This is a genomic window from Pyxidicoccus sp. M6 (assembly GCF_055568925.1).
The window spans coordinates 13,299,699-13,320,405 of record NZ_CM145714.1; the positions used below are offsets into that span (position 1 = coordinate 13,299,699).

At 69.4% G+C, this 20,707-nt stretch carries 19 protein-coding genes; 8 read left to right on the plus strand and 11 right to left on the minus strand.

Annotation, left to right across the window (positions count from 1 at the left end; translation table 11 throughout):
- Positions 1-358 precede the first annotated feature (358 nt).
- On the plus strand, positions 359-3,214 hold the full coding sequence (locus tag ACVTJA_RS52695) for an Ig-like domain-containing protein (protein ID WP_465832553.1): 2,856 nt from the start codon (positions 359-361) through the stop codon (positions 3,212-3,214).
- Positions 3,215-3,263: 49 nt separating this feature from the next.
- Here ACVTJA_RS52695 and ACVTJA_RS52700 read toward each other — a convergent pair whose 3' ends face one another.
- Both ACVTJA_RS52700 and ACVTJA_RS52705 read right to left on the minus strand, forming a co-directional pair.
- Positions 3,264-3,740, minus strand: a complete 477-nt coding sequence (locus ACVTJA_RS52700; protein WP_465832555.1) for a cupin domain-containing protein — start codon at positions 3,738-3,740, stop codon at positions 3,264-3,266.
- Positions 3,741-3,770: 30 nt separating this feature from the next.
- Entirely contained in the window at positions 3,771-4,259 is a 489-nt protein-coding gene (locus ACVTJA_RS52705; RefSeq protein ID WP_465832557.1) for a hypothetical protein, read from the minus strand.
- 337 nt (positions 4,260-4,596) lie between these two features.
- Between ACVTJA_RS52705 and ACVTJA_RS52710 the strand changes: the two genes are divergently transcribed.
- Together ACVTJA_RS52710 and ACVTJA_RS52715 are read left to right on the plus strand one after the other, a co-directional pair.
- Positions 4,597-5,481 carry a DUF2381 family protein gene (locus ACVTJA_RS52710; protein WP_465832558.1) on the plus strand — a complete coding sequence of 295 codons (885 nt, stop codon included), beginning with the start codon at positions 4,597-4,599 and terminating at the stop codon, positions 5,479-5,481.
- A gap of 32 nt (positions 5,482-5,513) precedes the next feature.
- Positions 5,514-7,277, plus strand: a complete 1,764-nt coding sequence (locus ACVTJA_RS52715) for a serine/threonine protein kinase (RefSeq protein WP_465832559.1) — start codon at positions 5,514-5,516, stop codon at positions 7,275-7,277.
- Between the two features lie 60 nt (positions 7,278-7,337).
- Here the strand turns inward: ACVTJA_RS52715 and ACVTJA_RS52720 are convergent, their stop codons facing one another.
- The gene (locus ACVTJA_RS52720) at positions 7,338-7,727 is read right to left on the minus strand and encodes a helix-turn-helix domain-containing protein (protein WP_465832561.1); all 390 of its coding nucleotides are present in this window, start codon (positions 7,725-7,727) and stop codon (positions 7,338-7,340) included.
- A gap of 216 nt (positions 7,728-7,943) precedes the next feature.
- On the minus strand, positions 7,944-8,483 hold the full coding sequence (locus tag ACVTJA_RS52725; RefSeq protein ID WP_465832563.1) for a hypothetical protein: 540 nt from the start codon (positions 8,481-8,483) through the stop codon (positions 7,944-7,946).
- A gap of 260 nt (positions 8,484-8,743) precedes the next feature.
- On the opposite strand from ACVTJA_RS52725, the gene ACVTJA_RS52730 reads away from it, so the two are divergent.
- Positions 8,744-9,139, plus strand: coding sequence for a hypothetical protein (locus ACVTJA_RS52730; protein ID WP_465832564.1), 396 nt, complete (start codon positions 8,744-8,746; stop codon positions 9,137-9,139).
- A gap of 273 nt (positions 9,140-9,412) precedes the next feature.
- Positions 9,413-9,688, plus strand: coding sequence for a hypothetical protein (locus ACVTJA_RS52735; protein ID WP_465832565.1), 276 nt, complete (start codon positions 9,413-9,415; stop codon positions 9,686-9,688).
- A 12-nt stretch (positions 9,689-9,700) separates the two neighbouring features.
- Here the strand turns inward: ACVTJA_RS52735 and ACVTJA_RS52740 are convergent, their stop codons facing one another.
- Positions 9,701-10,075 (minus strand): response regulator, encoded by a 375-nt coding sequence (locus ACVTJA_RS52740; protein ID WP_465832567.1) that lies wholly within the window; start codon positions 10,073-10,075, stop codon positions 9,701-9,703.
- A 282-nt stretch (positions 10,076-10,357) separates the two neighbouring features.
- On the opposite strand from ACVTJA_RS52740, the gene egtB reads away from it, so the two are divergent.
- Positions 10,358-11,701 carry an ergothioneine biosynthesis protein EgtB gene (gene egtB, locus ACVTJA_RS52745; RefSeq protein ID WP_465832569.1) on the plus strand — a complete coding sequence of 448 codons (1,344 nt, stop codon included), beginning with the start codon at positions 10,358-10,360 and terminating at the stop codon, positions 11,699-11,701.
- A 4-nt stretch (positions 11,702-11,705) separates the two neighbouring features.
- Positions 11,706-12,731, plus strand: a complete 1,026-nt coding sequence (gene egtD, locus ACVTJA_RS52750; RefSeq protein ID WP_465832571.1) for an L-histidine N(alpha)-methyltransferase — start codon at positions 11,706-11,708, stop codon at positions 12,729-12,731.
- 554 nt (positions 12,732-13,285) lie between these two features.
- On the opposite strand, the gene ACVTJA_RS52755 is transcribed toward egtD, so the two are convergent.
- Positions 13,286-13,480, minus strand: a complete 195-nt coding sequence (locus ACVTJA_RS52755; RefSeq protein ID WP_465832572.1) for a hypothetical protein — start codon at positions 13,478-13,480, stop codon at positions 13,286-13,288.
- A 295-nt stretch (positions 13,481-13,775) separates the two neighbouring features.
- Between ACVTJA_RS52755 and ACVTJA_RS52760 the strand changes: the two genes are divergently transcribed.
- Positions 13,776-14,363, plus strand: coding sequence for a Uma2 family endonuclease (locus ACVTJA_RS52760; protein WP_465832574.1), 588 nt, complete (start codon positions 13,776-13,778; stop codon positions 14,361-14,363).
- Positions 14,364-14,447: 84 nt separating this feature from the next.
- Here the strand turns inward: ACVTJA_RS52760 and ACVTJA_RS52765 are convergent, their stop codons facing one another.
- The 5 genes from ACVTJA_RS52765 to ACVTJA_RS52785 form a co-directional block, all read right to left on the minus strand.
- A complete protein-coding gene (locus ACVTJA_RS52765; RefSeq protein ID WP_465832576.1) occupies positions 14,448-14,915 on the minus strand; it encodes a CoA-binding protein in 468 nt (155 codons plus the stop codon).
- An 86-nt stretch (positions 14,916-15,001) separates the two neighbouring features.
- Positions 15,002-15,553, minus strand: coding sequence for a hypothetical protein (locus ACVTJA_RS52770; protein WP_465832578.1), 552 nt, complete (start codon positions 15,551-15,553; stop codon positions 15,002-15,004).
- Entirely contained in the window at positions 15,553-15,999 is a 447-nt protein-coding gene (gene bacM / locus ACVTJA_RS52775) for a bactofilin BacM (protein WP_465832579.1), read from the minus strand. Before bacM ends, ACVTJA_RS52770 begins: the two co-directional genes overlap by 1 nt.
- Positions 16,000-16,002: 3 nt before the next feature.
- Positions 16,003-16,899, minus strand: coding sequence for a ParB/RepB/Spo0J family partition protein (locus ACVTJA_RS52780; protein ID WP_465832581.1), 897 nt, complete (start codon positions 16,897-16,899; stop codon positions 16,003-16,005).
- 106 nt (positions 16,900-17,005) lie between these two features.
- Complete coding sequence (locus ACVTJA_RS52785) at positions 17,006-17,797, minus strand: ParA family protein (RefSeq protein ID WP_465832583.1); 792 nt, start codon at positions 17,795-17,797, stop codon at positions 17,006-17,008.
- Between the last annotated feature and the right edge of the window lie 2,910 nt (positions 17,798-20,707).

The following is a 20,707-nucleotide window of genomic DNA, read 5'->3' on the forward strand; positions in this document are numbered from 1 at the left end:
TTTGCATCCGCGAGAGCGCCGCACGTCCGAGATTGTCTGTGCCCGCAACCGGGTAAACACAGACATCACGGGTCCTTGGCGCCGTGACGCAAGCGCTCTCGAGACAGACAGTGGACAGTGACGGCCACGTGCGACCGGGAACCGGGTCGCCAACGCCCGGCGTTGCGTCCGGAATGCCTCGGGGTGGACATGACTCCGTGAGGCTTGCCTGGGTGGCAGGTGCGCAGTCCGGCAGGCATGCATATTACCTCACGGTCACTTGCTTGTATTTGCAGTCGCGGCGGTATCCTCTCATTCCAGGCTGTCCGTCTCATGAGCGCGGGGGGCGCGCACGGGACGCAAACACCTCCGTGCCCCCATGCCCTCTCGCGTCGATTCATTGTCATCACATCGCGCCCAGCTCACGCGGAGTGGTTGTCTCATCGCCGCGCTGCTGGCGCTGTTCCTCACGCAGACAGCGCGCGCCGCCACCAACGCCGAAGCCGCGCAGCGCGCCATCAACTTCCTCAGCGCGGACGCCGCCAACTGGGCCACGCAGTACAACTGCACGTCGTGCCACCGCCATGGCGCGACGATGTTCGGCCTCTCGACGGCGCGCGCCAACGGCTACGACCTGGACGCGCTGACGTACAACGGCCGCACCAACCGGCAGAACCTGGAGGCCATCGCCGCGCGCATGCAGTCCGAGCAGCGGCTCGACGGCTCCTGGATTCACCAGGGCAACTGGTACCCCTCCGCGAAGACGAGCTACTCCGCCTTCGGGCTCGCGGGCTACGACGCGAACGTGGGCACGCAGTACTCGGACGCGCTGGTGCGCGCCGCGGACTGGGCGCTGAGCACGCAGGTCAACGGCCGCTGGAAGGAGGACTTTCCCTTCTACCCGGTGGGCTACGGCAACGTGGGCACCACCGCGCGGCTCATGACAGCCATTGCGCAGGCGAAGCAGCGCGTGGACCCGGCCCGGGCCTCGCAGTACCAGGCCGCGCTGGACCAGGCCGCCGCCTACGTCATCGCGCACATGAGTGATTTGACGGACGGGCCCTCCACCGACGGCCAGCGCTACACGCACCAGATGGCGTGGGCCATCGTCGGGCTGAAGGCCGCGGGGCCGGGCGCGAATGGACAGAACACGGCCGCCATCAACACGCTGGCCTCGAAGCTGCTCGCCACGCGCGCGCTCGGGGACGCGCCGGGTTGGGGCGGGCTCGCGGGCGAGGCCCCGGATGAGTACGCCACCAGCCTCACCCTCTACGCGCTGTGCATCGCGGGCCGGAAGCCCGGCGCGGACGGGCGCATGGCCGGGGCGCTGGACTGGCTCAAGTCGCGCCAGGCCACCAACGGGAGCTGGGGCGCGGGCACGCGCTACCCGGACATCCCCACCACCTTCGCGGCCATGGGACTGGCGTGCTTCGGCGACTACAGCGTCGGCGTCTCCGTGAGCGGGCCCACGCGCAGGCCGCTCGAGCATGACCTGCCCAGCGTACAGACGGCCTCGTACGTGTTCACGGTGCGCAACAACGGGTACAAGACGGACGCGTACACGCTGAACGCGCAGGGCGGGCTGTCCGGGTGGTCGGCGTCGCTGGACAGGACGACGGTGGAGCTGGGGCCGGATGCGTCGGCCACCGTCACCCTCACCGTCACCGCGCCCGCGGAGCTGGAGGCGTCGCTGTCCTCGGACGTCATGGTGGTGGCGGCGTCGAATGGCGCGGACGCGGTGAAGGGCTCGGCGCGCGTGACGACGTACACCACGCCTCCGCCGCCCACGGAGGGCGTGGCGACGACGACGACGCTGCTGACGCCCGTGGACGGCGCGTCCCTCACGGTGGCGCTGGACAACAGGCTGTCCGCGCGCGTGGCGGACGGCCAGGGCTGGCAGGCGCGAGGCCCCGGCATGGGCGTCGTCACCTTCATGGTGGCGGGCGTCACGGTGGGCGCGGACAACGACGCGGATGGGGACGGGCTGTACTCGGTGGTGTGGCACCCGACGACCGCGACGTGGAGCGAGCTGGGCGCACAGGACGTGCGCGCGGTGTACTCGGGCGTGACGCTGCTGCCCGAGCAGTCCAACCGGCTGGGCAGCACGGACTCGCGGCAGGTGGAGGTGCTCCCGTCGCCGTACCCGAATCCGTCGGTGACGCTGTGCGGGTTGCCGGGCTTCACGGTGCAGACCTCGCTGCACGTCTGCGGCTACGTGACGACGGTGGCGCCGGGGACGCGCATCGAGTCCGCGGAGTTCATCCTCCATGGGCAGCGCTACCCGGTGGTGCCGGACGCCAACGGCGGCCAGGTGCAGGCGGACCTGCCGCTGACGGACGGGGCCAACGTCGTCCAGTTGGTGGGCATCGACTCGTTCGGAGGCATCTACATCGACGAGGCGACGGTGATGGTGGACAGCACCGCGCCGGAGCTGACCATCGTCTCTCCCTCGGAAGGCATGGGGCTTGCGGTGTACAGCGTGGACGTGCGCGTGGTGGTGCGGGACTGGTCGCCGGTGCGCGTGGAGACGAACCTGGCCCACGTCACCAACGTGCCCGCGGGCGGCGGCTCGGTGACGCACACGGTGTCGCTGGCTCCGGGGCCCAACAACATCCAGGTGCGAGCAACGGACGCGGTGGGCCACGTCACGGAGAAGGTGGTCAGCGTGTGGGTGGATGCCCAGCCACCGTGGGTGGGCACGGGCCTGCCGGACGGGTGGCTCATGGGAGCGCAGCCGGGGGACACGATGACGTACAGCATCGGCGTGTACTCGGCGTCGGCGACGCGGGTGACGCTGTCCACGGGCGGGACGTACACGTTGCCGCGCGGCGGTGGCGGCGTGAATGCCACGCTGCACCTGGTGCCGGGGAACAACACGTTCACGATTGATGTCACGGGCGAGACGGGACTGACGACGTCGCTGACGCGCACCGTGCGCTATGACAATGCGCCCCCGGAGGCGGAGATGGTGGTGCCGCTGCCGAGCGGGACGTACAGCGGCCTGGTGACGCTGACGGCGCGAGTCACGGATGCAGTGAGTGGTGTGCGGAGCGTGGCGTATACGCGGGATGGCTCGGGCATCCGTGGAGCGACGCTGCAACCGGATGGCACGTGGACCGCGGACCTGGATACGCGCGAGCTGGTGGACGGAGCGCACACCGTGGAGGTGTGGTTGACGGATGAGGCGGGGAACTTCGTCATCCAGTCGTTCCCGTTCTCGACGAAGAACCGGTGATGGGAAGGCAGTGGCTCCGTTCCGAATGCCGCGGAGAAACGAAGCGTGCTCACGTCCCCTTCGCGAGCTGCCGCATCACCTCCGCGTGCTCCGGGTACTGCGTCACGAGCGACTCCGCGGACGGCATCTCCCAGTCGGAGAAGTCGAAGCCCGGCGACACGGTGCAGCCCACCAGCGTGTACTCGCCGCGAGGCACCGCCGCCTGCAGCACGCCTGCGTACACCACCACCTGTGGCTGCTCGCCCTTCGTCACGTCCCTTCCGAGCACCACCTTCTCCAACGTGCCACTCGCGTCCACGAGGAGCAGCTCCAGCGGGTGCCCGTCGTAGAAGTGCCACACCTCGTCCGAAGTCACGCGGTGCCACGCCGCGAACGAGCCTCGTGGAAGCAGGTAGTAGATGGCCGTGCCCGCCGAGCGAATGCCCCGCGGCACCTCCACCGCCAGCGCCGCGCGGTACGTCTCCTTGTAGAAGCCACCCTCGGGATGCGGCTTCAGCCCCAGCCTGCGCACGAGCTCATCGACCATGGCCGCGCAGTGTACCGTGTGGCGGACCGCTCACTCCGGCAGCGACGTGGCTACGTAGTCCCGGCCGTTGCTCGCATGACAACCGTGGCACGTCGAGTGGGCCCGGCCGTAGTAGTTGTCGTCGTAGTCCGGCCCAACCCCCTCGAAGAAAATCCAGGTGTCCTTGCCGGCGCCGTCGGCCACCTTCACGTCGAGCGCATGGCCTCGCGGCGTCCTGCCATCCGACTCGTAGAGCTCCTTCACGGTGATGCTGCCGCGCGGGTGCGTGGTGTTGCCCGCGCGCAGGGACTCCGCCAGCACGTCGTTGAAGAACACGCGGACCTTGGAGCCATGTGAGCGCACCGAGTCCCGAGGCGCGGGCTCGGCGAGCCACGTCTTGTAACGGCCGCCGCGCACGAAGGCGAGGATGCCCGCCTCCGACGTGTCGAGGTCCCCCACCAACCCGATGCCCTCGTCGACGGAGGATGACGGACCACAGGCGGCGAGCAGTACGGCGGCGGAGATGGCGAACAGTCGCATGGAAGGAGCCTCGTGACGGAGGACGGGCGCGAGGCCCGCGATGACGGCTGTGCCCGATACGCCGCGAACACGGCATCGGTTACGCCGCGAGCACTTCGCCCGTTATCTCCACCTCCGGAACAGCTGCGCTCCGGAAGCCCCGGCACAGGCCCGAGCGCAGCCTGGCCCTGCTCCATCACAGGAAATCCCCGCCCAATTCTCCTCGGTTCCAGACCTTGGTCCACCCTCTGGAGCCTTTCTCCGGCCCCAACCTCATGGGTCCCCACGCGTCACCCCACCCTGTTAGGGTAGCGACCCAGGAGGTTGTCAGGACTTGCTCCAACCATTTCCTCGGGTCATGCTGGTTCTTACCACCCTGGCAGGTATGACGGTGGTCGCGGGAGAGCCCGGCGAGGAACGGCAGATGCGGCAGCGGCACATCACCCTCTCCACGGAGAACCCGGCGGCGGTCCACGGAGTCCACGTCGCCGCGGGCACCGCCACCGTGCTGCTGTTCGACTCGCCCGTGCTCCCCGCCAGCCTGGAGCTGGGCGCGTCGCGCGAGCGCTTCGAGCGCATCGACATCACCGAACGTGCCCTCATCCTCCTGCCCCGCCTGGAGCTCACGCCGCACGAGCGCATCCCCCTCACCGTGCGCTTCGCGGACGGCCACTTCCCCCACCGCGCCACCTTCGCCCTCTCCACCGAGCCCGGTGAGGTGGACCTCCAGGTCCGCGTCTTCCGCACCGCGCTCGCGCCCGAGGCCCTCGTGGAACAACTCAGCGCGGTGCAAGCCCGCTGCGAGGACTCGGGGAGGTTCTCCAACCTGCTCTTCTCCCATGACCTCGGAAACGGCATCGCCGTGGAGCGACTGAGTCCCCGTGTCGTCTCGGATGATGGCCCGCCGCCACTCAACGTCGTCGGCATGCGCGTCTTCATCGCGCCCGGCCTCCTGGCCTTCGAGGTTCCCATCCTCCTCGCCGAAGGCCAGCCTCCCTGGCGCCCCGGCAGGGTCGTGGTGCGCCGCGAGGAGACAGACGAGCCGCTCTCGGTGCGCGCGATGGACCTGGATGTACAGACGCTCCATCCCGGAGCCAGGGGAAGGCTCGTGCTGGAAATCCGGCCTCGTCCTGCCGCGCCCGCGGAGCTGCTCCGCATCGAAGTCCACGAGCAGGGCGGCTCACGCACCCTGAAGTTGCAGGAAGTGCGCTTGCCGCAGTCGCGTCCCGGGGTGGCGCATTGAGGGCGGAACATCCACTCGCGCTCCGCCCGGGCATGGCGGTGGGCCCATGGCGCATCCTCGCGCCGCTGGGCTCGGGCTCCTTTGGCATCGTGTTCCAGGTCGAGCACGAGGGGCAGCAGCACGCCCTCAAGTTCGCCCTGCGAGGACCCGGCAGCGACGACCTCAATCGCACCGACGCTCGCGCGGCGAAGGAACTGGCCTGTCTGCTCCAGGCCGTCCACCCCAACGTTGCACGGGTCTGGGCACATGGCCGGTGGCCAGATGCACGGACCGGCTACCACTACGTGGTCATGGACTACGTGGAGGGCGTCACGCTGAACGACTGGGTGAAGCAAGCGCGCCCGTCGGCACGTCGGGTGGCACGACTCTTCGCCCGGCTGGCCCGGACCCTGGATGAGCTGCACGCACGCGACGTCTTCCACCGGGACCTCAAGCCATCCAACATCCTCGTGCGCACCGCCGATGAGGAGCCCGTCCTGGTGGACTTCGGCAGCGCGGACCATGCCGAGGCGCTTCCGCTCACCGAGGGCACGCTGCCTCCTGGAACGACGCAGTACCGCAGCCCGGAGGCGCTCCGCTTCCACCGCGAGCACCATGACCGTCCCGACGCGCGCTACCCCTTCCGCGCCACGGATGACCTCTACGCCCTGGGCGTCACGCTTCACGAGGTACTGACGGGCGCACCCGCGTTCTCACCGAGCCTGCCCCGGGAATTCCTCATCGAGCACATCGAGGAGCGCCTGCCGCCCCTGCCTTCCCAGGTGAATCCCCGGGTCCCGAAGGCACTGGAGGCCATCACCCTGCGGCTGGTCCAGAAGCGTGCCCGGGAGCGGTTCCCTCATGGCGAGGCACTGCACGCGGCTTTCGAGGAGGCGCTGCACACCGCCGGGCCAGAGTGGGATGAGCCCTTGTTCCCCGGAGACGGCCTCTCCGTCAGGAGCCTGTCGAAGGGCAGCGCCGCGGGCATCGCGCCGAGCCGGACTCCCGGACCGCCGTCCCCCCACGCCCCTGGGTTGCGTCGCGCTCCCGAAGCGACAGGGGTCCCAGGCCCTGCGTCCGCGCAGGTCCCGGAGACAGCCTCCACCCGGGACTCCAGCCCGGACACGGCCCACGACGTCCCCGGGGCTCCACGTCGGGCCTCCTGGAAGTTGCTGGGGGCGGCGGTGCTCCTTGGACTGCTGGCCCTGCTCGGGTGGAGGAGCACGGATGCAGGTATGGAAGTGGGCCTGGAGATGTCGACGAAGCCGACGACGCATGGAACGCCCAACTCGAAGCGCGCATGGCCGGTCTGCATCGCGGGAGTCGCCGCGGCCGCCAGCCTCCACTGCGCGAGCACGACCTATGCGACGCCGGTGGGAGAGCATCCCCGCAGGAACGAGCCCTGCTCTCCCAATGCCATGAGGAACATGGACAAGCTGTTACGGAAGTTCCGCGGCGCGTACAGCCTTCCGCTCGTCGGCACCGCCCAGCTCGACTACCACCAGGACTACGTCGACGGTGACGTGCTCGTCGGCGGGCTGAGGACCGGCGCCATCAGCAGCATCGTCCGGAACCCCGGCGCGTTTCCCTCCGGCACCATCCTGTACGGCTGGGCCTGGGTGGATGGGGAGAACGCGGAGATTCAGTGGTTCGAGGCAGACGTCCCGCGGTTCGGGAAGGAGTTCGCCAGCCGAATCACCGTCTGCGCCCGGGTGGGTGACGAGCGGCGCCGGACGGTGCGTCACGCACCGGGGTCCACCTCGAAGGACCCCATCTGGGTGCGGACCGATGACTACGTGGTGGTGGACCGGTGGTGACGCGCCGGCCCCCGCGCCACCCGCTCCGATGCCCGTCCCACGCGTGGGGCTGGCGACGCCCTACTTCTTCTTCTGGTGCATGGCCGAAGCCACCAGGTTCATCAGCTTGAGCTGCACGGGGGACAGCTTGCGCAGGTTGCGCATCAGCCGGCGCATCTCCGGCGTGTCGTCCTCGCGAGGCTTGGCGTTGGCCGGGGCCGCCTTGTCCTTGCCGGGCGGCGGAGCAGACAAGTCTTCACCCAGGCCGAGCAGCTCATGCGGCGGCACGTGGAGCACCACGCACAGCCTTCGCAGGTTCTGCACGCTGGGCAGCATGTGCCCGCGCTCCAGCCGCCCGTACACCTCCGACGCCATGCCAATCCGCTCCGCGACGTCGGCCTGCGTCAGTCCCATGCGCACGCGGGCGGCCCTCGACGCGGCTCCCAGCATGCTCGCCAATTCTGTGTCCATGCGCGTGTCAGTCCACGAAAGGAGGGGCCCCGCTCCAGCCCTCTCGGGGGGCCTATAGATAACCCTCAAGGTCGGGTACTTTCACCATACCTTCAGCGTTTTTTAAAACAAGGCTCCGCCCCACATCTCGGCCTCTTGCGGGCACGACGTGCGTTGCGTGGAGTCACGCGATTCCAGCATCCGCGCACTGCTGACGGCCGCGCGCTTCGTGACGACTCACAGGTCCGCGCTACGGGCCTCGGCCTCGGCGGCTTCCGTCGCGTCCAGCAGCGCGCGGCGGCGCTCGGCCGCGGTGAAGAGCATGGCCAATGGCAGCCCGAGGAAGACGGCGTACAGCACAATCTGCGGGAATTGCGGCACGTCGAGGAACCACGGGTAGTAGCCGCGGGCGAAGAACTGGAAGCTCACCAACCAGATGAAGATGCCGAAGAGCATTCCCACCGCGGCCTGGAACTCCCAGCGGCCGCGCCCGTCCGGCGGCAGCATGGCGTCCAGGAGCGAGTAGAGCAGTCCAGAGAGCGCGGACAGCGCCACGTGGACGCCGAAGCCCACGAGCAACGCCGTGCCGGTGGACACCAGCGGCGTGAAGACGCGCGGCCCCAGCACCACGCCCGCGGACATGCGCACGGGCCGCAGGGGGCTGTCTCCCGCCGCCACCGCCAGCACCACTTCCGCCAGCGCCAGCACCACGCCCGCGGCCACGCCGAACAGCAGGCCATTCGTCGCAGACCAGGGGGTGTACCTCCGCCGAGCCATCGCGCCTCGCCTCCTTGCCAGGGCCGCCGCGTGCACGGCCCTCTCTGGCGTCAACGTGGGCATGCGGCGCGCGGGCGGGCAGCCAGAGCGCGGCGGAGGCTCGGGGCTCCGCCTCCCCAGCGGGCGCGCGGGCAGTCCGCTGGTGGACGCGGGACGACACCGTCGAACAGTGACGGCTGGCCCCCGCGCTCCGCTATCCGGGAGGCGGGCGAGCCCTCCCCCGCTTCCGGACTCCACGGGCCCGTCCGAGGAGCTTCGATATGTCGCGTCTGACTGGCTGTCTGGCGGTGCTTGCCTGCCTCGCCCTCGTGCCTGGATGCAGTGACGATGATGACGACGACGAGGGCGGCGACGAGGTGGAGTGCCCGACTGGCGGCACGCAGCTCACGGAGCAGAACTTCGGCCGCGCCTTCCTGGACACGTACTGCACGCGCTGCCACAGCTCCACGCTCACCGGCTCCGCGCGCAACGGCGCGCCCGTGGGCTTCGACTGGGACCGCATCGAGTCCGTGCGCGAGCACGCGGACGAAATGAACGAGGAGGCCGGCGCCAACGCGGACAGCAGCGTGAATCGCGACATGCCGCCGAGCGACCCGCGCCCCACGGATGCCGAGCGCCGCCAGCTCTCCGAGTGGCTCGTGTGCGGAGCCCCCTGAGCCGCGCACGTGCCCACTTCCCGCACGTGCGCATCGTGATGACCTCGCCGCGCGCGTGCACCGTGCCTGGCGCGCCACACCCGTGCGCCGTGGCCGGCGCGCCGCGCGTCGGCGGCCCCACTCTGTCATTTCTTCCGCACCCCGGGCCTGGAGCCTGTAACTCCTCCACCCTGAGTCGCCGCACACCTGGGAATCCCCTCGGACTCCCAGCGCGGGTCGGCAGGCACGCCGTTGGCAAGGGAGGAGCCCCGGAAAGGAACGAAGACGCCGGGTATGCCGCAGCTCCGCCACCACAGCCAGGGTCCGCACCGCGTGCACTATGCGCCCCGGGCCTGGCGCGAGGTGGGGCGCATGTCCGCGGAGACGTTCCTCGCGCTTCAGGAGGTGCTGGCCAGCCTGGGCGAAGCGAGCGGGCGTGCTCCCGAGGCCGCTCACGGCATCGCCCGGCACACCCTCGCGCAGCACGGGCTGGAGCTCGAGTACACCTGGGAAGAGCGCTCGCGCACCCTCACGCTGCTGTCGCTCGTGCGCATTGCGCGCAGGCCGTGAGCGGGGTGCGCCTCAAAGCCCCACGTGGCAGAGCCTCTGCACCGCGTCCAGCAACTCCTCGACGATGAATGGCTTGCGCAGCAGGCCTCGCGCGCCTGGCGGTGCCTCCGTGGAGACGGCGGTCAGCACCAGCACCGGCACGTCCTGCATGACCGGCGTCTCGCGGATGCGCGCGAGGAACTCGTGGCCGTTCATCACCGGCATCATCAAGTCCAACAGGATGAGGCACGGCCGGCGCATGTGCCGGAGCTCCTCGAGCGCCTCGCTGCCGTTCGCGGCGATGGCTACGTCGTAGCCCTCCCCCTCCAGGATTTCGGCGATGGCGGCTCGGATGTCCTCGTCATCCTCCACGACGAGCACGGACCTGCGCGGCGCTGCGGTGCCCATGAGTGGAAGCATAGAAGCCCCGCAAGCCGCGACGCGACGGGAGTGCCTCTCGAGCCAGCATTAGTGGACAGAAACACCTCTCGCGGGCGCCTCCCTCAACAGACATTTCCGCTGAGCTTCAAAACGGAGACTCCGCGTCGAATCGAGGAAACGCGGGGCGTGCTGGTTCATCCAGGAGGCCGCCCTGGCGTCGGAGGAACGTGCAGTCCCACACGGGAGGCTCGGGCGGCGGTGGGCCAGGGGTTACCTGGGCGTGGGGCGCCTCCCTACTTTGGAGCGGTCATGTCCCGAATCGCAGAGGGCACCAGGGTGCGAGGACAGGGAGGCGGCGAGGCACGGCCGTGGAAGGCTCGCGCGTGGGCGGAGCTGGAGACGGCGCGCTCGCGCGTGCTGGGCATGCTCGCCGGGCTGCCGGAGGCGGAGCTGCTGCGGCAGCACTCGCCGCTGATGTCGCCGCTCGTCTGGGACGTGGCGCACGTGGCCAACTACGAGGAGCAGTGGCTGCTGCGCGCGCTCGGCGCACCGGCGCTCACGGACCCTGCGTTCGACGCCATCTACGATGCCTTCAGACATCCGCGCGCCACGCGCTCGGAGCTGCCGCTGCTCACGCCCGAGTCCGCCTTCGCCTACGCGGCCCGCGTGCGCGCGGCCGTGCGCGAACATCTGGACTCACTGCCGGAGACGAGCACCGAGCCGCTGCTGTCGGGCGGCTACGTCTTCGGCATGGTGGCGCAACACGAGCAACAACACGCGGAGACGCTCGCCGCCACGCTGCAGCTCATGACGTCCTTCGAGTACCGCCCGCCGTCACCTCGTGCGCGCCCGCGTCCCGGCGCGGTGCCGCTGTCCGAAGTCCTCATCCCCGGCGGCCCGGTGCGCCTGGGCAGCGACGGCGCGTGGGCCTACGACAACGAGCGGCCCGCCTTCACCACGCACGTGCCGGACTTCCTGCTGGACGCGCACCCGGTGACGAATGGCGACTACCTCGTCTTCGTCGAGTCCGGCGGCTACGAGGACTCGCGCTGGTGGCACCCGAGGGGATGGGAGTTCGTCCAGTCGGAGGGCTGGAAGCATCCCCGGTTCTGGCTGCCGCAGGGTGGGCATGTCTGGCTGCGGCGTCGCTTCGGCACGGTGGAGCCATTGCCGAAGGACGAGCCGGTGCAGCACGTGAGCTGGTACGAGGCGGACGCGTACGCGCGCTGGGCGGGCAAGCGCCTGCCCACCGAGGCCGAGTGGGAGAAGGCCGCGCGCGGCAGCGACGGCACGCCGCGCGAGCACCCGTGGGGCGACGCGGCGCCGACGGAGGCGCACGCCAACCTGGGCGGCGACACGTGGGGCCCGGCTGCGGTGGGCAGCTACCCGGCGGGCATCAGCCGCGACGGCATCTGGGGCCTCCTGGGGGATGTCTGGGAATGGACGGCGAGCGACTTCCGCCCGTACGCGGGCTTCGCCGCGTTCCCCTATCGCGAGTACTCCGAGGTGTTCTTCGGGGACGAATACAAGGTTCTGCGGGGAGGAGCGTGGGCCAGCGCGCCGGTGGCGGTGCGCAATGGCTTCCGCAACTGGGACTTCCCGCAGCGCCGGCAGATTTTCGCCGGCTTCCGCTGTGCACGGGACGTGAGGTGAGGCGATGCGTGTGAGGACGGCACAGACGACGGGGACTCCGGGCGGCGGCACGCAGGGCGCCGCGGGTGTGAAGGTGGACGTGTACGTGCGGCCGGGCGACGCGAAGCGCGCGCTGCGGGCGGAGGCGCTCCAGGGGCTGTGCGGGAGCCCGAAGGAGCTGTCTCCCAAGTGGCTCTACGACGAGCGCGGCAGCCAGCTCTTCGACGACATCACCCGCCTGCCCGAGTACTACCCCACGCGGCGCGAGCGCGAAATCCTGCTCGCCCACGCGGGGGACGTGGCACGGCTGAGCGGCGCGGACACGCTGATTGAGCTGGGCAGCGGCACCAGCGAGAAGACGCGCCTGCTGTTGGACGCCATGGAGGAAGCGGGCGCGCTGTCGCGCTTCGTGCCCTTCGACGTGAGCGAGGGCTTCCTGCGACGCGCGGCGTACGCACTTGCGCGCGAGTACCCGGGCATCACCGTGCACGCGGTGGTGGGCGACTTCGAGCGACACCTGGGCCAGTTGCCCGGCGGCGGGCGGCGACTGGTGGCGTTCCTCGGGGGCACCATCGGCAACTTCAAGCCGGTGCAGCGCGCGCTCTTCCTGCGCGAGCTGTCCGCGGGCCTGCAGCCGGGAGACGGGCTGCTGTTGGGCACGGACCTCATCAAGGACCGCGAGCGGCTGTACGCCGCGTACAACGACAGCGCGGGCGTCACCGCGGAGTTCAACCGCAACGTGCTCCGGGTGCTCAACCGCGAGCTGGGCGCGGACTTCGAGCCGGACGCGTTCGAGCACTTCGCGCCCTTCGACGAGAAGAACGCGTGGATCGAAATGCGCCTGGTGTCTCGGCGCGCGCAGGCGGTGTGGCTGTCCACGCTGCGGCGGCGCGTGGACTTCGCCGAGGGCGAGGTGCTGCGCACCGAGGTGAGCTGCAAGTTCAGACAGGAGCAGGTGGAGGCGGAGCTGGCGTCCGCCGGGCTCACCCTCACCGAGTGGTGGACGGACACCGCGGGCGACTTCGCGTTGTCCTTGGCGCTCAAACGTTGAGATTGGAAGAATATTTCACGAGGAACTCGCAACTCACGGGCGCTCGTGCCGAGAATGGTTCGATGCCGGACGGGTGTGGCCGGCAATCGGGTCCAAAGGGCCGGGGACCCTCGTGGTCGCCATCCTGAAGTGGGTACGCGCGTCGGAGTGACACTCCTTCCTCCTGCCGGAGAGGGAGCATCGGGAGCCTGACGTTTCGCCTCCTGGCACGGAGGCTCCCGGGGTCTTCTCGACCCGTTCGCGCCCCAGGGAGGGACGGAGAGGCCAACACATCCCGCCGGGGGGATGCATCGGGCGGGTGGCAGGGATTCACCCCGCCGCTCAGCCCGATGTCTTGCGGGATTCCCGAGCCCACGCGTCACGTTCCACGGAGAAGCTCACGCGGAAGGACTTCATGCGTGCCGCGCCAGGGTGAGCGGCGAGATGGAGGGAGTCCGCGGGCCGCACCGCCGGGAGAGGCGGGGCCGGGGTGGAGCGCCATCACCGAAGCGGTGAGGCTGGGGCGCGGCTTCTTTTTGAAGGCGCCGCGCGAGGAGCTGCCTGCGGACCGCGCGTCAGCGACGCGGCGGGTTGCGGCGGGACGACGCGCGCACGGGCACCGGGACGGGCTGCGCGTTGGGGCGGGTCCACGCGGCCCAGAGTCCGGCGACGACGGTGGCAATGACTCCGCCGGCGACAATCACCTGCTCCCCCAGAGGGCCAAGGTCCACGGTGGCGAGTGGGAGGGGGAGCATTCCGGAGAACGACATGCGGGGACTCCTGGCAAGGCACTGCGTGGGAGGTCCTGATGGGTCCGGGCGGGCACCCAACGCGGGCCGGGGAAGTGAAGGTTAAGTAACCGTGACGGAATGTGGAAGTCCCTCCGCGAGGATGACGACGTGGCGTGCACGGAAGTGCACCCCGCGTCCTGTCCTCCAGGGCATGAACCCGTCCTTCCGTTCATAATGCGTTGGACACGCGGCGCACGCCGGATGTTCACGCGGGCGCCGCGCCTGCCTGGTTCCTCCCTCGCGCGCACGGTGGCATCGGCCTATCCTGAGCCTCATGCCGTCCGACCTCCCGAGCACGTTTCAGGCCTTCCCGGGCAGGCGATGGACTCCCGAGGAGTACGACGCCCTCGTTCGCTCCGGCATCCTCGCGGACGACGAACGCGTCGAACTTCTCGAAGGAGCCCTGGTCCCGATGACGCCGCCCGGCCCTGCCCATACCAACCTCATCGCGCGGCTGAACCATGCACTGGTGTCGGCAACCCAGGACAAGGCCCTGGTGAGTCCCCAGAGCCCGCTGGATTGTGGTGACAGTCGCCCTCAGCCGGACCTTGCCGTCCTCCCGCTCTCGGAGAACCGCGGAGACCGGCTGCCGCGCAAGGCGCTCCTGGTGGTGGAGGTCGCGGACAGCTCGCTCGCGCGGGACAGGCTCAAGTCGGCCATCTACGCCAAGGCGGGCATCCCCGAGTACTGGCTGGTCGACGTGGCCGCGCGCACGGTCGAGGTCCACTCAGAGCCCACGGCCCGAGGCCACGCGCGCTACCGGACAGTCCATCTGCTTGGCGTGGAGGACACGCTGACGACGCCAGCCCTACCGAAGCTCAAACTCCCGCTCGCCACGCTCTTCGGGCGTAGCAGGCACTGACACGCGGGCTCAGGCCCGAGCCCCGGGCCCGCGGACTCCACCCGTTTCGGTTCGAGCGTCTCGACTCCAGTCCCGCGCCCCGAATCAGGTCCGCGCCCCCGCGGACGCCTCCCGCTCGTGGCGGAGCTTCGACAGCTCGATTTTCATGCACCGGTCCTGCACCACGCGGATGCCTGCGCGGGCCAGCTTCTCCGCGGCCGCGTCGTTCCGGATGCCGAGCTGGAACCACACCACCCGCGGCTTCTTCTTGAGCAAATCGTCCACGTGCCCGTCGATGTCCTCGGGCTTGCGGAACACCTCCACCACGTCCACCGCCCCGGGCACGTCCGCCACCGCCGAGTACACGGGCTGCCCCAGAATGGGCCCCTTCTCCCCGTGCACCGACACCGGGACGATGTCGTAGCCGTGCGACTGCAGATAGTGCGGCACCGCGTACGCCGGCTTGTGGGCCTGCGCCTCCGAGCGGATGCCCAACACCGCCACACGGCGGCTGTTCGCGATGATTTCCTGAACGCCGGCATCGTCCACGACGAGGTTGTCCTTCCAGTCCATGGCAGCCTCCTGCGCGGAAGGTTGCCACGACCGGGCCCGGCGGCGAGTGAGCAACTCGCCACTCCGGCCTCCGAGGAACACCACCGTCAGCGAGGCGTGGACTGGACCTCGATGTTGCGGCATGCCTCGGTGGCCTCGAGCACGTCCTCCGGCGAGGCACCGGGCAGGCTGGCGCAGAGGAACAAATCCTCCCCCAGCCGCCGCGCACCGAAGAACCCCGGCGTCTGGAGCCCGAGGCCCCCGTCCGCCAGCTTCGGCGCCATGGTGATTCGGAGGAGCGTGTAGCCCTCCGTCTCCTCCTCCTGGTCCAGCGAGACCTCGTAGCCCTTCAGCTCCGCGCGGACGCGGTCCGCCAATTCATCCGCCGAGGGCTTCCGCGCACCCTGCCCGCGCTTCCGGTCCATGCGCAGCACCGGGCGGCCGGGCGGGCCCGCCTGGACGCTGCCGTCGGAGGACACCTGCCCGGACCAACCATCCGGCAGGTGCACCTGCACATCCGAGCGCTGGGAGGCACCACGCGCCGAGCCGTCCTCACTGGGAGCGGCCGGCGCGGCGTCCTCCTGCTTGCAGCCCTTGCAGCCGAGCAGCGCGCAAAGCGCCAGCACCAGGGCCGGCGCGATGTGCTTCCGGGCGAGCACTACTTCTTTTCGCCACCCGGAGGAGGCGGCTTGCCACCGCCGATGTTCTCCATCTTCAGCGAGCCCTCGAAGATGACGCCGCGGTCCATGGACAGCGACGGCGTCTCGAGGTTGCCCTTCACGCGGCCGGGCGTCTTGAGCTCGATGATTTGGGTGGCCTTCACGTTGCCTTCGACCTGGCCGTTGATGATGACGGTGCCGGCCTGGATTTCCGCCTGGACGCGGGCACCATCACCGATGACGAGCACGTCCTTGGTGACAATCTGGCCGTTGAACTTGCCGTCGATGCGGACCTGCCCCTCGAAGGTGAGCTTGCCCTCGAACTCGCTCCCCTTGCCCAGGAGCGTATGAACCTCACCGGAACGCTGCGACACGGATTCCTCCTCCCGCCTGAACAGAGGCTTGCTGCTGGGTGCTTCGTCTTTTTTCCCGCCAAGGAGCGCCACGTCCTACTCCTTCCTGAGAAGCTTCAAGAGCCGGTCGAGGTCATCGTACGAGAAGAAGTCCACCTCGATGGTGCCCTTTCCGGGACTCCGTTCAGTGAGCCGAACCTTCGTCCCCAGTCGCCGCTGAAGCTCCTCCACCAGTGACTTCACCTGCGGGCTCTGCTTGGGCGGCGTCTTGCCCGCATCCTTCTTGCCCGAGGAGCGACTCTGCTGGACGAGCCGCTCCGTGTCACGCACGGAGAGCTTCTTCTCCGTCACCTGCTTGGCCAGGTTCTGCAGCTCCGGCAGCCGGGGCACGCCCAACAGCGCCCTGGCGTGGCCCATGCTGAGCGAGCCGTCCGCCACCAGGCCCTTCACGTCCGCGGGCAGCGCGAGCAGCCGCAGCGCATTGGCCACCGTCGAGCGGTCCTTGCCCACGCGCTGGCTGACCTGCTCCTGCGTGAGCTTGAACTCCTCGACGAGCCGCTTGTAGCCCTCGGCCTCTTCGATGGGGTTGAGGTCGGCGCGCTGGAGGTTTTCGACCAGGGCCAACTCGAAGGCCTGGACCTCCGTCACGTCCTTGACGATGGCGGGCACCTCCTTGAGGCCCGCGGCCTGGGAGGCGCGCCAGCGGCGCTCGCCGGCGATGATGCGGTAGCCGTCACCGTCCTTGCGGACGAGGATGGGCTGGAGGACGCCCTGCGCCTTGATGGACTCGGTGAGCTCCTTGAGCTTCTCCTCGTCGAAGTGCTGGCGCGGCTGCTCCTTGTCGCGGTGGATGGATTCGATGGGCAGCTTGAGGACGCCGGCCTTGTTGGCCGCCTGCTCGCCCCCCTTGCCGGAGGACGAGGGGGCGGCCTGGGGGATGAGGGCGGAGAGCCCTCGGCCGAGCGCCCGCTTCTGCATGTCTGCTTTCACCACGTCGTGACTCCAGCGCCGCTTGGGGCATTCACGGCGGCCATGAACGACAAAGGCTCCCCGGCAACCTCGGAGAGCCCCCGCTGCTTCCGCAAAGACTTAGCGCACTTCAGGCGACGCGGCGGCGCGGCGCCTTGGGGGTGTCCCGCTTCATGAGCTCGCGGCCGAGCGCGAGGTAGCTCTCGCAGCCCTTGGACTTGATGTCATAGAGGATGATGGGCTTGCCGAAGGACGGGCACTCGGACAGGCGCACGTTGCGCGGGACGATGACCTCGAAGACCTGCTTCTTGAAGTAGCCGCGCACCTCGTCCACCACCTGGTGGGCGATGTTGGCGCGCGAGTCGAACATGGTGAGGAGGATGCCCTCCATCTGCAGCGCCGGGTTGAGGCCCTGCTTCACCAGGTCGATGGTGTGCGTGAGCTGGGAGAGACCCTCGAGCGCGTAGTACTCGCACTGGAGCGGGATGAGCACCGAGTCCGCGGCGGTGAGCGCGTTGAGCGTCAGCAGGCCGAGCGAGGGCGGGCAGTCGATGATGACGTAGTCGTACTCGGCGGCCAGCGGGCGGAGGGCTTCGCGGAGGCGGAACTCGCGGCGCTCGGCGCCGACGAGCTCGACCTCGGCGCCGGTGAGGTCCGGCGTGGCGGGGATGACCTGGAGGTAGCGCAGCTCGGTGGGGTGGAGGAGCTCCTTGGCGGGGCGGCCGTTGAGGAGCGCGTCGTAGACGGTGCCGTGAAGATCGTCGCGCTTGAGGCCGAGCCCGCTGCCCGCATTGCCCTGCGGGTCCATGTCCACCAGGAGCGTGCGGCGCTCGGCGGAGGCCAGGCTCGCGGCGAGGTTGATGGCGGTGGTGGTCTTCCCCACGCCGCCCTTCTGGTTGGAGATGCAGATGATACGACCCACGTGGTCCATCCTCTCTCTGGCCCGGACAGTGCCAGGCCCCGCGCGTGAAGCCGTGCACGGTTGCGCGCTGATCCACGCTCCTAGCACTCGCTTCGGGGGAGGATCAAATTGTCGGCGACCCTTGCCTACCTGCTCTCTCGGCCGTGTTTCCGTGGGGGGTGGATGGAGGAGGTGGAGGCGGGTTTTCGGGGGTGGCGGTTCCGCGTGGAACGGGGGGTTGGACGAGACGCTTGGGGTGCCGAGGTTCCGCGTGGAACGGGATGGCGACTGGACGTTTCTGGAGCCGTGGTTCCGCGTGGAGCGGGATGACGACTGGGGCGCTTCGGAAAGAGCGGCCCGTGTCGGCGCGGCGCGGGTCGTAACGGTTTCGTGTCAGGTGGTTGGGCCGAGAGACATGCGCGCAGCGCGAGCGGAGACGCACGGCGAAGCAGCGCTGGCAGGCGTGCGCATCGCATGACGACCTGCGTATCGAGGCGATGGGAGCGCCGAGCATGCGGCGTCACCTGGGCGTGCGGGCAAGGAGCCGATGCGGTGGCGACGCTGAGCCGGTGCCGCGCGGCAGGCCCGATGCGCTACCGACATCGAGTTGGTGCCGAGCGAAGTGCGCAATTCAGTAACGGCGCCAGGCATGTGCACGCTGATGGATGGGCGATGCTCATGCGCGAGTTCCGCCGTGGGAACCAAACCGCGACGTGTTGCAGCGAAGCGCTGGCCGCATCTCGCGACCACTGGGGACAAGCTGCCCGGTGGGTGCAGCCGTGCTGACGACTCGAGGTGGCATCGACCGGCAGGGGAATGGGAGCTCGTGTGAGCCGAGCACGGTGGGCGCGGAGGTTCGCGATGACGCCTGTGACCATCCGGCTGCGACTTGCGATGGAGGTGCCCGACCGGTGGCTTCTCGCGCCCTATATAAAGGAGGCGGCGCCCGCCCCTGTCCTCGCGGCAGAAGGGAGTGCGCCGCAGGTCGCTGGCCCGGATGCTCAGGAACCAGGTGCACTGGCGCAAGATGAGCCGCGCCGAGTCCCTCGTCCAGCCCACCCGCCTGGACCACGAGGGGTCCGCTGCAAGGCCCCTCTATAAGGATACGGCCATGCGGTCAGGCACCAAGAACATGCCGCCCTGGTTGCTCCTGTCTCCTGCTTCGCGGCTCGCAGACCTGCGCCAAGCAATGTTCGCAGCTCCCAACAGCCCCTGGATTGCTGGGCCTTCACCAACTCGCGGTTCCGCTCCCGACTCGCTCGAGTGCCGTGTGCCGCGACCTCCCAGCTTCGTGCGTCGACGGAACTTCACGTGAGCACCGACCACGCGAAATGCGCGCCGGGCTACTCAGCATCAACGTGGTCGCGATGACGTCGTCCACCGGGTCTCCATTCCGGAGCATCTCGCCCGCGGCAGGTCATCGCACGATGCCGCCCTGCCCCTCCCCAAGGAGCCACTGACCTGACCACCGCGGCGGGATGAGCACGTACCGCACGCACCTTCATCCCGCTCCCGCTCGCGAGCCTCTGCCCACAGCGCCAACGGCACTTCAGCATCGCTTCCATGTGGAACGGGTTCGCGCCCAGACCCGGCCTGCCCCAGGCAGTGAGCTGAGTACCAACCCTGATGCCCGTACAAACCTGGAGGCTCGGTCGCGCGGTCCATGCAGGAGTGGCTCGAGACTCCGCGGATGCCGTTGCCGTCGCCCAGCTCGCACTGCACAGCGGATTCAGGTTCAAGCGGGGCATCGGAGCCGGTAGCGCGTGCTCACCGCATCACACCGCTGTCGTCGCGAACTGCGTTCGCACCGCGAGCCCTGGTCCTTCCATGAGCCCCGAACCCAAGTCGATGCATCACGACATCCCTGCACGGCGAGCACATGCCCCGTCTGGGGGGAGAATGGGCCTGAGCGTTCGTGCGTGACAGGTGAGGCGCGGAGCCAACGTCGCGCACTGTCGCCGCGCGAGTCCTCCGTGTTCCCCATCCCAGTGGACCAGGACCTCGCCGCCTCTTGCTTCGCGATTCCGACGTGAGCCGCGCCCCATGCCTGCGGACACTGCATGCCCGTGGCGATGCGACATCACCGTGGACCTCACTCGTCGGCGGCCACGCGACGCCACTGTGTAGCACTGGCGATGCCTGTGGACCTCGATCGTCCGTGGCCACGTGACTCCGCCGTGAACCACGGCTCCTTGCTCGGGGACCTTGCTCGTGCGCGGGTGCGCGACTCCGCTGTGGCCCCTGCTCCCTATCCATGGACCTCGCATGCCTTGCATCCACACGGGTGCGCGCGCCGCTGCCCCTTCATCACGGAGACTCCATCGTGGCGACCGCTGACAACCACGAGCGCGGCCTGCGGCGAGATGTGGTGACTCGCGGTTCCACGTGGAACCCGAGCACCTCTTGAGCCCCCATTCCGGACGCGGTGACGCATCTGGATGTCCGGCGGCCGGCTCGAACCGGGACGCCCTCTGTTTGCCGACCATGGGGCTGGCTCAGCGCGCATGAGTCACTGAGCCACCGCGAACATCCGCGGCACGCGTGACGTGGAGGGCGAAGGTCATCACGGCCGATGCTCCCGCAGCTCCGCGCGCGACGTCACCGCACCGTCCGACGCACCATGACTCCGCGACGGGCAGGCTCCACGGCCGATGCTCCCGCGGCTCCGCGCGCGACCTCACCGCCCCGTCCAACTCACCACGACCCCATGAAGGGCCGGCTCCACGGGACAGCGGCAGCAGGACATGAAGCGCCCGAGCCCACGCTGAAGCTGGGTCCACAGCCCGCCCGGGACGACTACCTCACCGAGCCCGTGATGCCTCCATGAGGTGGCAGGTGAAGTGCCAGACCGCCCATGTGGAGCAGGGCTTCGCGCTCAGGCTCGCGCGCGCCGGATACTCAACTCATGCTTCGCAGAGACCTGCCGGAGAG

Coding starts and splice junctions, on each gene's coding strand:
- ACVTJA_RS52720 (WP_465832561.1), bottom strand. CDS start 7,727: ATGGACACAGAATTGGCGAGCATGCTGGGAGCCGCGTCGAGGGCCGCC.
- ACVTJA_RS52735 (WP_465832565.1), top strand. CDS start 9,413: ATGCCGCAGCTCCGCCACCACAGCCAGGGTCCGCACCGCGTGCACTAT.
- ACVTJA_RS52725 (WP_465832563.1), bottom strand. CDS start 8,483: ATGGCTCGGCGGAGGTACACCCCCTGGTCTGCGACGAATGGCCTGCTG.
- egtD (WP_465832571.1), top strand. CDS start 11,706: ATGCGTGTGAGGACGGCACAGACGACGGGGACTCCGGGCGGCGGCACG.
- ACVTJA_RS52700 (WP_465832555.1), bottom strand. CDS start 3,740: ATGGTCGATGAGCTCGTGCGCAGGCTGGGGCTGAAGCCGCATCCCGAG.
- ACVTJA_RS52740 (WP_465832567.1), bottom strand. CDS start 10,075: ATGGGCACCGCAGCGCCGCGCAGGTCCGTGCTCGTCGTGGAGGATGAC.
- egtB (WP_465832569.1), top strand. CDS start 10,358: ATGTCCCGAATCGCAGAGGGCACCAGGGTGCGAGGACAGGGAGGCGGC.
- ACVTJA_RS52710 (WP_465832558.1), top strand. CDS start 4,597: ATGCTGGTTCTTACCACCCTGGCAGGTATGACGGTGGTCGCGGGAGAG.
- ACVTJA_RS52765 (WP_465832576.1), bottom strand. CDS start 14,915: ATGGACTGGAAGGACAACCTCGTCGTGGACGATGCCGGCGTTCAGGAA.
- ACVTJA_RS52730 (WP_465832564.1), top strand. CDS start 8,744: ATGTCGCGTCTGACTGGCTGTCTGGCGGTGCTTGCCTGCCTCGCCCTC.
- ACVTJA_RS52705 (WP_465832557.1), bottom strand. CDS start 4,259: ATGCGACTGTTCGCCATCTCCGCCGCCGTACTGCTCGCCGCCTGTGGT.
- ACVTJA_RS52755 (WP_465832572.1), bottom strand. CDS start 13,480: ATGTCGTTCTCCGGAATGCTCCCCCTCCCACTCGCCACCGTGGACCTT.
- ACVTJA_RS52715 (WP_465832559.1), top strand. CDS start 5,514: ATGGCGGTGGGCCCATGGCGCATCCTCGCGCCGCTGGGCTCGGGCTCC.
- ACVTJA_RS52760 (WP_465832574.1), top strand. CDS start 13,776: ATGCCGTCCGACCTCCCGAGCACGTTTCAGGCCTTCCCGGGCAGGCGA.
- ACVTJA_RS52695 (WP_465832553.1), top strand. CDS start 359: ATGCCCTCTCGCGTCGATTCATTGTCATCACATCGCGCCCAGCTCACG.